13 protein-coding genes are annotated in these 9,316 nt (G+C 69.2%); 6 read left to right on the forward strand and 7 right to left on the reverse strand.

Translation table 11 applies throughout. The features are described from left to right. Positions 1–62 precede the first annotated feature (62 nt). A complete protein-coding gene (locus U5918_RS15775; protein ID WP_336002561.1) occupies positions 63–200 on the forward strand; it encodes a hypothetical protein in 138 nt (45 codons plus the stop codon). On the opposite strand, the gene U5918_RS15780 is transcribed toward U5918_RS15775, so the two are convergent. The 6 genes from U5918_RS15780 to U5918_RS15805 form a co-directional block, all read right to left on the reverse strand. Further along, entirely contained in the window at positions 201–896 is a 696-nt protein-coding gene (locus U5918_RS15780; protein WP_336002562.1) for a competence/damage-inducible protein A, read from the reverse strand. A 79-nt stretch (positions 897–975) separates the two neighbouring features. After that, on the reverse strand, positions 976–1,743 hold the full coding sequence (locus tag U5918_RS15785; protein WP_336002564.1) for a DUF5803 family protein: 768 nt from the start codon (positions 1,741–1,743) through the stop codon (positions 976–978). Beyond that, positions 1,740–2,405: a DUF2110 family protein gene (locus tag U5918_RS15790; RefSeq protein ID WP_336002566.1), complete on the reverse strand. Its 666-nt coding sequence runs from the start codon at positions 2,403–2,405 to the stop codon at positions 1,740–1,742. The genes U5918_RS15785 and U5918_RS15790 overlap by 4 nt, the downstream gene beginning before the upstream one ends. Continuing rightward, on the reverse strand, positions 2,405–2,938 hold the full coding sequence (locus U5918_RS15795; protein ID WP_336002568.1) for a transcription factor: 534 nt from the start codon (positions 2,936–2,938) through the stop codon (positions 2,405–2,407). The genes U5918_RS15790 and U5918_RS15795 overlap by 1 nt, the downstream gene beginning before the upstream one ends. A 68-nt stretch (positions 2,939–3,006) precedes the next feature. Then, complete coding sequence (locus U5918_RS15800) at positions 3,007–3,555, reverse strand: tRNA (cytidine(56)-2'-O)-methyltransferase (RefSeq protein WP_336002570.1); 549 nt, start codon at positions 3,553–3,555, stop codon at positions 3,007–3,009. Positions 3,556–3,579: 24 nt separating this feature from the next. Further along, the gene (locus U5918_RS15805; RefSeq protein ID WP_336002571.1) at positions 3,580–4,206 is read right to left on the reverse strand and encodes a hypothetical protein; all 627 of its coding nucleotides are present in this window, start codon (positions 4,204–4,206) and stop codon (positions 3,580–3,582) included. Between the two features lie 246 nt (positions 4,207–4,452). On the opposite strand from U5918_RS15805, the gene U5918_RS15810 reads away from it, so the two are divergent. From U5918_RS15810 to U5918_RS15830, 5 genes are all read left to right on the forward strand, one after another. Continuing rightward, the gene (locus U5918_RS15810; protein WP_336002572.1) at positions 4,453–5,382 is read left to right on the forward strand and encodes an NAD-dependent epimerase/dehydratase family protein; all 930 of its coding nucleotides are present in this window, start codon (positions 4,453–4,455) and stop codon (positions 5,380–5,382) included. Between the two features lie 78 nt (positions 5,383–5,460). Beyond that, a complete protein-coding gene (locus tag U5918_RS15815; protein ID WP_336002573.1) occupies positions 5,461–6,219 on the forward strand; it encodes a DUF2797 domain-containing protein in 759 nt (252 codons plus the stop codon). 75 nt (positions 6,220–6,294) lie between these two features. Next, positions 6,295–7,329: a DUF7490 domain-containing protein gene (locus tag U5918_RS15820; protein WP_336002575.1), complete on the forward strand. Its 1,035-nt coding sequence runs from the start codon at positions 6,295–6,297 to the stop codon at positions 7,327–7,329. Continuing rightward, the gene (locus U5918_RS15825) at positions 7,326–7,622 is read left to right on the forward strand and encodes a DUF8060 family membrane protein (RefSeq protein ID WP_336002577.1); all 297 of its coding nucleotides are present in this window, start codon (positions 7,326–7,328) and stop codon (positions 7,620–7,622) included. The genes U5918_RS15820 and U5918_RS15825 overlap by 4 nt, the downstream gene beginning before the upstream one ends. A 49-nt stretch (positions 7,623–7,671) precedes the next feature. Beyond that, positions 7,672–8,130, forward strand: coding sequence for a hypothetical protein (locus U5918_RS15830; protein ID WP_336002579.1), 459 nt, complete (start codon positions 7,672–7,674; stop codon positions 8,128–8,130). A 42-nt stretch (positions 8,131–8,172) separates the two neighbouring features. Here the strand turns inward: U5918_RS15830 and U5918_RS15835 are convergent, their stop codons facing one another. After that, a complete protein-coding gene (locus U5918_RS15835; RefSeq protein WP_336002581.1) occupies positions 8,173–9,252 on the reverse strand; it encodes a sensor histidine kinase in 1,080 nt (359 codons plus the stop codon). Positions 9,253–9,316: the final 64 nt, after the last annotated feature.

The following is a 9,316-nucleotide window of genomic DNA, read 5'->3' on the forward strand; positions in this document are numbered from 1 at the left end:
CTCGCTTCCCGCTTCGCACCGGGTTCGGGATTCTTAAGACACCTCGGTCGGAACGGCCGGGCATGAACCTGCTACTCGCGGCCGCGCAGAACGCGTCGGAGCCGGCTGTGAACGAGGCGATCATCAACAGCGCCGGTGCCCTGGTGGGACTTGTGAGCCTGCTACTGGCCGCCGCGTGGGTCGCCTACCTCTACCGCTGATCAGGCGGTCTCCGGCGATTCGACTCGCTCGCGCAGCCACTCGGCCGCCTCGCGGACCGTCCCCTCGTCGGTGTGCTGTAACTTGATCGTCACCGTATCGCCCGGGTAGCTCCCGACCTGGACGTCGAATCGCTCGCGGACGTCCCGGACGCGGTCGAGCAGGGCGCTTTCTGGCTCGTCCGCCTCGACGGTCGCGACGTGGCGGCGCTGCCCCGTGAACCGATCCGCGACGTCCTCGAACATCGCCTTCATCTCCGCCGGGACGCCGGGCAGCACGTAGACGCCGTCGATCACGCAGCCGGGAGCCACGCCCTCGCGGTTCGGGAGCATCTCCGCGCCGGCGGGGATGTCCGCGGTCCCCTCGGTGAGGTCCTCGCGGGAGTAACCGCCGTGTTCTTCGAGCCACGCCAGCGCCTCCTCGCTCCGGGTCACGTCGCGGCCGAAGGCGGCGGCGACGCCGTCGATCGTCACGTCGTCGTGGGTGGGGCCGACCCCGCCGGTGACGATCACCGCGTCGTACTCGGCGCGGTACTCGTTGACCACGCGGGCGATGTCGGCGATCCGGTCGGGCACGACCGTCACGCGCTCGACGGTCGCGCCGCGCTCGGCGAGGCGGCTGCCGAGCCAGGCGGCGTTCGTGTTGACCGTGTCACCCGCGAGCAACTCGTCGCCCACGGTGACCAGCGCGACGCGCATACCCGCGATTTGCGACCCGCGAATAAAAGTCGTGCCGTCCCGGCTCGACCGCGTCGGTCCGCGGGCCCCACCTGCCCGCCTACCGCATCCCCGGCGGGGGCCCGTCGTCGCCCACGTCGTCCCCGGTGTCCACGTCGAGGCCGACCTCCTCGCGCCGGTCTTCGAGCGCCCGGATCTGCCGGAGGTAGTAGATCGCGCCGCCGCCACCCAGCAGGAGCGCGATCGCGAGCAGGCCGCCGAACAGCCAGAGGTCGCGGTCGAGGTACCACCGGACCGACAGCGACCGCGTCTCGACGTCGTCCCAGGCAATGGTGACCCGGCCGTCGGTCATGCGCGTCTCGTAGTCGCCGGGGCTGACCTGTGCCAGGATCGGGACGTCGACGCGGGCCCGATCGGGCAGCGTCATCTCGTAGGTCCCCTTCACGAACGTCGGCATCGCGAAGCTCTTGCCGTTGTGCGGCGAGGCGAAGGCGATCTGACCGGTGACGTTCTCCTCGGCGACGGTGACGTTCGCGCGCCGGCGGGTCAGCTCGACGTCCTCGGCGGTGAGATTTCGGACGGTCCCGTTCGCGTACCGGAACTTCAGCCCCTCGATCTCCAGGGGGTGTTCGGTCCCCAGCGCGTCGCGCTGGTAGAGTTCGACGTGCTGCCGGTCCTCGACGCGGAGGACGACGGTGTAGCGCGTGTCGTTGACGTCGATCGAGGCGTTGGCGTCGCTCGACCAGTCGTAGGTGACGTTCTTCCCGAGCGACTCGGCGTCCGGTTCGCCGGGCCCCAGTACCGAACAGCCCGACAGCGCCACGAGGGCGACGAGCGCGACCAGTCCGAGGGCGCGGCGTCGCTTCATGGAACGACGGCGAGGATCTCGGAGGGCAGGTGCTTGCCGATGCTGGCGAGCAGGCCCGGCGGGTCGGTCCCCTCACGGCAGACGACCGACTGTTCGAGCAGGCCCAGTCGCTCGACGGTGACGATGTCCTGGGCGTGGCCGGCGCGGTTGACCGTGGCCCGCACTTCCGCGCGGGTCGCGCTGTTGACGTTGACCCGACCCGTGCCGCGGGTCCAGTCGTAGAGCCGGTCGATCTCCTCGTCGGCCAGGCGAGCCGGTTCGTCCCAGACGAACCGGAGGGGGAGGTGCTGGACCAGCCCGAAGCGCGTGCGGATCTGTTCCGGCGTCCCCTGCCCCAGTCCGATCTCGGCGGCAGGGATCCGGACCTCTCGTCCGGCGTCGAGGACGAATCCCTCGTCGTCCCACGATTCGAGGGTCCCGACGTACGTCTCACCGGCCTCGAACTCCTGGGTGATGGCGCCCCACTCCTCGCGGAGGAGGTTGCGGGCGACGACGGCGTCGTCGCCCTCGACGGTGACGGAGGGGAACTGGTCGTCGCGCAGGCCCACGTCGTAGGTCACGTCGAGGTCGCCGATCGCGTTCTCGATCAGCGAGCCCAGGCCGTCGAGGGCCCTGTCGCGGGCGTCGCCGCCGACGTAGCACTTGGTTGCGAGGACGACCATCAGGCCTCGGTCTCTTGGGCTTCGACGTTCAGTTCGTCACGGAGGGCGGCGATGCGCTCCTCCATCGCCTGGACCAGCGCCGTGTTCTCCATCGCGTCGACGGGCGAGCCACATTCGGGACACTCGAAGCCGAAGTCCATCGCCTCGCCAAACTCGAAGCGGATGCCGCAGACCTCACAGAGGTAGAACTCGTTGTCGTGCTCGTACTGCTCGCGCGATTCGAGCGCGTCGAGCAGCCGGTACATCTCCTCTTCGAGCTTCTCGGGGATCTTGTCGTACTGGAACGTCCAGAGGTAGGTCAGCCACCCCGAGTCCTCGTCGCGGAGTCGCCGGTACGTCGCCAGATCGTTCTCGTAGAGGATGAACAGCGCGCGGCGAACGTCGTTGAGCTCGAGTCCGAGCTCCTCGGCGAGTTCCTCGTCCGTCACCTCGCCGTCCGGCGGTGCGGCCGCGACGGGCATCCCCTTCGGGCCCACCAGTTCGTGGAGGTACTTCTGTATGACCGGGTCCTCCAGGAGTTCCTCAAAAGCCATTGATGTACGTATCCGTGCCTGGATCGTTTAAAAGCACCGAACCGTGCGGACGAGCGTGCCCACCCGGCTCACTCCTCGTCTGCCGCCTCCATCCGCTTGCCGACCGCCTGCGGGACGACGACCTTCTCCGCGTCTTCCCACTCCCGGTCGAGTTCCCGCCCCTCGAACAGTCGGTCGAGGAAGACGGCCAGCGAGGCGATCTCGGAGTGGGGCTGGTTGGTCACTGCCACGTTCCAGTCGGCCTTCTCGTAGACGTCGAAGGGGACCTTCTCCGCGCCGACGACGACCAACAGCGGGTCGCGGCCCTCGCGATGAGTCTCCCGGATCTCGGCCTCGACCTCCTGAACCTCCAGCCCGTACATCGTGAGGTGGACGATCGACCCCTCGAAATCCCGGAGGACGGGTCGCCAGGAGTCGACGGTCTCGGTCTCGAAGGGACCGCCGAACCGGTCTGTGATGTCGGCGACGGTGTCGGCCCGGCCGGCGGCGTCACCGGCGAGGATCACGCGGTCGGCCCCAAGCGCCCGCGCGGTCAGTCCGACGTGGGTCGTGATCCGCTCGTCCCGGCCCGGCCGGTGACCGAGTCTGAGCACCGCGACCTCGGGGTCTCCCTGCATACCCGCTCGAACGCCCCTGGCCGGTTAGGGGGTTTCGATACGTCGATCCGTGGTTTCGTTCGCGGCGCTACCGTTCGGAGCACCGCCAGCGACGCGGGTATCGAGTGCGTTGGTCATGCTGTCGGTCGTGAAGAAGGCGACGCCGTCGGCGTCGGTGTAGATCCCCATGACCTCGACCAGCGGGCTGAGACGGCCGAACATGGCGATGTCGAGTTTGCTCAACTCGCTCGTGTTGTGGCCGGGGTGGCTGTGGACCACGCCGACCAGGTTCGCGCTGTCACCGGTGAGCAGTTGCCCGCCGGCTTCCGGCAGACAGGTGAAGGTCACGCGCTTCGCGTCCTGATCCAGCGGTCGGGCGTGGACCACTTCGTCGATCCGCACGTGGGTCTCGTTGGTCGACCCGAACAGACACCAGCCCTCCTCCCGGTCCTCGTCGTAGTGGCGCGCGAACTCTGCGCGCTCGCTCGCGTCGACGACGATGGTCCGGTCGTCGCCGTCGTAGGCCATCGCGCCCATCGACAGGCCGAGGCTGCCGACGTACCAGGCGATGCCCACGAGCAGGACGACCGAACACAGCGCGAAGGCGATGGTCAGTCGCGCGAGCGTCCGTTCGCTCGCACGCGACGTCAGCCAGTCGACGGACGAGGTCATCGCCTGCTCCGTGCCGGGCGTGAGGCGGTTCCTCGCCGCTGCGCGCCGGGTTCGTTCGTTCGCGTTCCAGCAATCATCGTCACACCTGCGACGTATGCCGTCTGCACGACCGGGTGTGATAACGGTGACTGCAATACGCGTTCCAGTCACCTGCGATCGATCGACCGATAGTATCGGATTACGTACCGGAAGCCGACGGGTTGCACCTTTCACAACGCACTTGAGCGACGGCGGTGGACGGCCACCATGGACCTGACTGGGAAGTCCCTCCTCGTGACGGGTGGTGCGGGGTTCGTGGGCTCACACCTCTGTGACCGACTCGCGGCTGACAACGACGTGCGGGCGGTCGACGACCTCTCGAACGGCGACCGCTCGTGGGTGCCCGACGACGTCGAGTTCGTCGAGGGCGACCTGACCGACCCGGCGGTCGCCGCCGACGTCATCACACCCGATCTGGACGGTGTGTTCCACTTCGCGGCCGATCGTACAGTGGACACCGACGACCCGCGCGCGCAGTACGAACTCAACGGCGACCTGACGCTCACGGTCCTCGAACGGATGCGCGAGGTCGGCGTCGACAACGTCGCCTTCACCTCCTCCTCGACGGTGTACGGGGAAGCGCCCCGACCGACGCCGGAGGATTTCGCGCCGATGGAACCCATTTCGGCGTACGGCGCGAGCAAACTCTCCGAGGAGTCGCTCATCTCGGTCTACGCCAAGAGCTACGGGATCCAGGCGTGGGTCTACCGCTTCGCCAACATCGTCGGCCCGCGCCTCCAGAAAGGAGCCGTGATCCCCGACTTCATCCACAAACTCCGGGAGACCCCCGAAACCCTGGAGATCCTCGGCGACGGCCGCCAGGAGAAGTCGTACATGCACGTCGATTCCTGCGTCGACGCGATGTGCCACGTCGTCGAACACGCCGACGACGACCTCAACGTCTACAACCTCGGGACGCGGACCACGACGTCGGTGACCACCATCGCCGACATCGTCGCCGACGCGATGGACCTCGACCCCGAGTACGAGTTCACCGGCGGCGACCGCGGCTGGGTCGGTGACGTCCCGCGGATGCGCCTGTCCATCGAGAAACTGTCGGCGCTGGGCTGGGAACCGAGCCAGTCCAGCGACGACGCCGTCCGCCAGGCCGCCCGCGAACTCGTCCAGGAGCACTGAGTTGCGGTTCGAGCGCCCCCACCGTCCCCCGAACCCGCCAGCGGCAGCCATTTGGTCGCCGGGTTCGTAGCCGGCGGCGTGCAGATCGTCGGGTACGACACGGGTGCGGGCGACGACCGGGACGCTGCCTTGACTCTCGCGACCGAGGAGGGACTGGAGCGCCTCGACCTCGCACCGGGGACCGAGCTGGCCTACACCCTCGCGGACCGCCACTGCGCCGGGGCGATCAGCGACGGCGTCCACGAGTCCTGTGCGAACCCGACGGCGCCCTACTGCGACGACCACACCAGCCGCTGGGCCTGCGCTCGGTGCGTGGGGAACTGCGACCTCCCCCTGCCCTCGTGCCGGGAGGAACACGCCGTCTATCTGGCGGCCTTCGCGCCCGCGACGTTCAAGGTCGGCGTGACGCGGTCCTGGCGGCTGGAGACGCGACTCCGGGAGCAGGGGGCCGACCGTGCGGCGCACCTCCGGACTGTCGCCGACGGCCGGATCGCCCGACAGGTCGAGGCCGAGATCGCCCAGCGCGTCGGCGACCGGGTGCGCGTCCCGACCAAGATCAGGGGGCTCCACCGTGAGGTGGACGAGTCGGCCTGGGAGACGTTGCTGGCCGACTACGATCCAAACGAGACGTTCGCCTTCGACTACGGGTTCGTGCTGGCCGACCGGCCGGTGGCGGACACGCTGGTGACCGGGACCGTCCGGGGCACGCAGGGACGCGTACTGGTGCTAGACAACGGCGGGACGGCCTTCGCCGTAGACCTGCGGGACCTCGTGGGCCACGAACTCGACGAGGGTGGAACCGACCGCCAGGTCCAGTCGAGTCTGGGTGCGTTCTGAGCCGAATTAGCCCGATTCGTTCGCGCCGTTCGTGATATACACAAAACATTTACCGGCGACCGATAGGATTGAGGCATGGAGCGCGAAACGGTCCTCGCCGGCGGGGCGGTCGTCGTCCTCGCCGTCGCAGCCCTCTTCGTCGTGATCGCACCGGGAGCACTGGCGGACGCAACGCCGGACCCGCCGCCCTCGGAACTCACGGTCAGAGAACAGACCATCGCGGCGGGCAACGTGACCGGCGGCACGGCGACGCTGACGATCGACAGCCGGCTCGAACACCGCGGCGGGCCCAGCGAGAACGTGACGGTGCTCGTCCGGGCCGTCGACAGGGACACCGACCTGGTGGCGGCAACGACCGACCGCGAGGTCGGCACGATCGAGGGCGACCGGGAGGTCCCGGTCGCCGCGAACGTGAGCGTCCCGCGCGACGGCGACTACCGCATCCAGACGGTCGTCTACGCCGACGGCGAGCGGGTCGCGGGCGGCCGCAAGACCGTAAACGGCGTCGGGGGGCTCCAGCCCCACTACGCCAGGACGGGCGTGACGTTCCACCGCTTCGAGGGATTCTCGGAGGAGGAGATGCCCTCGATCCAGTTCTCCATCGCCGAGGCCGATGGGAGCGAGGCGACGCTGAACGTCACTGCCTATCTCACCAACACCGGTGACGGTGCGAACGACGGGCTGGACGTGACCTTCCTGGCCCGGCAGGCCGACTCGAACATCGTCGCCGACCGCAGGGTCCGCCGGGTCGGCGCGATCCGGCCCGGGCGGACGGCCACGCCGTCGACCCGCCTCTCGGTCCCCGACGACTACAACTACCGCCTGGTCGCCATCGTCCAGCACGACGACGTCGTCGTCGGGACGGCCCAGGCGCCCGCGACGCTGAATCCGAATCGGACGGTGACCGTCGACCGAAACGAATCGAGCGACACCCTGGACACGGGCGACTTCGAGACCGAAGGGACCGAGGAACCCGACCGGGTGGACCTCGACGGGAGTGACGACGGCGACCGCCCGGGCACGAGCAGCGGGGACGGCGCCGGCTTCGGGCCGGTCGTCGCCCTGATAGCAGTCCTCGCAACCGCAGCGATCGCACGGAGGTACCAATGACCGACGCCAACGCCACGGACGACGAGAGACGGACCGCAAGCCAGTCGATCGACCCGACGGACGAGGAGTGGACCATCGCCGACCAGTTACAGTGGGGCGCCATGGTGATCCTGATCCTGGCGGCGCTGGTCGCGGCGGCGCAGTTCTACCTGAGCGCGACCCGGGCCATCGGGATCTGGGTCGAGGCCGGCTACGAGCCGCTGTTCATGGCCGCGTTCAACCTCGCGATCCTGCTGCTCGCGGTAGCGGGCGTCTCGACGCTGGCCCGGCGGCTCGGGCCGACGGCGGCCTGATCGGGCCGACACGACAATCCTTTTCCCAGCCGCTCCCGAACCCGGAGGCATGGCAGACGAGGATCCTACGGACGAGTCAGAGAGCGAGAGCGAAGCGGCAGAGAGCGAGGGGGAGGAAAAATCCTTCCGCGAGCGAGTCGAGGAGATCCGCCAGCAGCGCGCGGAAGAGGGCGAGGGCGAAGAGGGCGAGGGCATGAGCCGCGAGGAACGCCTCGAAGAGATGATGGGCGGCGGTGGCGGCCCCGGCGGCATGGGCGGCGGTGGCGGCAACCCCTTCGCGCAGATGATGGGCGGCATGATGGGCGGCGGTGGCGGCCCCGGCGGCATGGGCGGCGGTATGGGTCCGGGCGGCCCCGGCGGTATGGGCCCCGGCGGTCCCGGCGGCGAGGGTCGCGGCCAGGAAGGCAGCGACAACGAGGAGCTGACGCGCGAGGTCCGCAAGCTCCGTGACGAGGTCCACGACGTCCGGCGGACGCTCGACCGGATCGCCGACGCGCTCGAAGACTGAGGTCGCGGCTTCTTCCGTTTTTCCCACCGGCCAGCGACCGCCTCAGGCGCGCGGAATCGTGAGCCGGACCCGGCTCCCGTCCGGTCCGGTCTCGATGTCGAGTTCGCCGTCGGATCGCTCGACCACCCAGTCGACCAGCCAGAGTCCGAGGCCGTTGCTGTGTTCCAGCGCCGACTCGTGGGGGAGGTCGCGCACCTCCAGTTCGTGGTCCGGGATGCCCGGGCCGTCGTCGCTGACGGCGACGCTGACACAGTCGTCGCCGGCCGTGACCGAGACGTCGACCGTCGGATCCGTCCCGTCGTTGTGGACGACGGCGTTCTCGACGAGGTTCTCGACGGCGACGTCGAACATCGTGGCGACGGAGACCGGCGCTTCCGCGGGCGACTCGACGCTGATCGCGGCGTCGGGGTAGCGGTCGAACTGGTCGTCGGTCACCCGCTCGACCACGGCGACCGCGTCGAGGACGGTTCGATCGTCGGACCGCAGGACGGCCTCCATCTGTCGGGCCTGTTCGGCCAGTTCGACGATCCGATCGACGTGGTGGTGGATGACGGCGGCTTCCTCGGGGTCGGCGTTCTCGAGCAGTTCCGCTTGTCCCTCGAGCACGGTGGCGTGGTTCCGGAGGTCGTGGCGGAGGACGCGGTTGATGACGGACAGGCCGGCGGCGAGCTGTTCGCTCTCCTCGCGAGCCCGCTCCGTCCGCTGGCGTTCGAGCCGCCGCTCGGCGTCGTAGATGCCCAGGAGGCCGCCGTCGAGCAGGCCGCCGGCCGCCCAGCCGACGAAGAGTTCGATCCCGGTTCCGGCCGCGATCCCCTCGACGGCGTTCAGGTGGCCGTTCAGCGCGCCGCCGGCCCCGAGGGCGACCGCACCGAGGTAGGCCCACGCGGCGACCCGGGTGAGGTGCTGGGCTCGGTCCCGGTCGGACCGGACCCAGAGCCAGACCGCGATCAGGAGGATGACGACGGTGGCGGGCGCGAGCAGCCAGATCAATCGGGTCGTCTCGGACTGGGTGCTGGTCGCAATCAGCACCGCGTTCGCGAGAAGCAGGAGGAGGGAGACGGCGACCAGCGACGCGACTCCGAGCGCGACCTGTCGGCGCCGTCCGGTCTCACCGCCCGTCATAGTTTCACGATACCCGCGACTCGTGGGGTCGAGACGTCCCATCCTTAAGAACCTGATACGCGTG

It is taken from the genome of Halorientalis sp. LT38 (assembly GCF_037031225.1).
Taxonomy (GTDB): domain Archaea; phylum Halobacteriota; class Halobacteria; order Halobacteriales; family Haloarculaceae; genus Halorientalis; species Halorientalis halophila.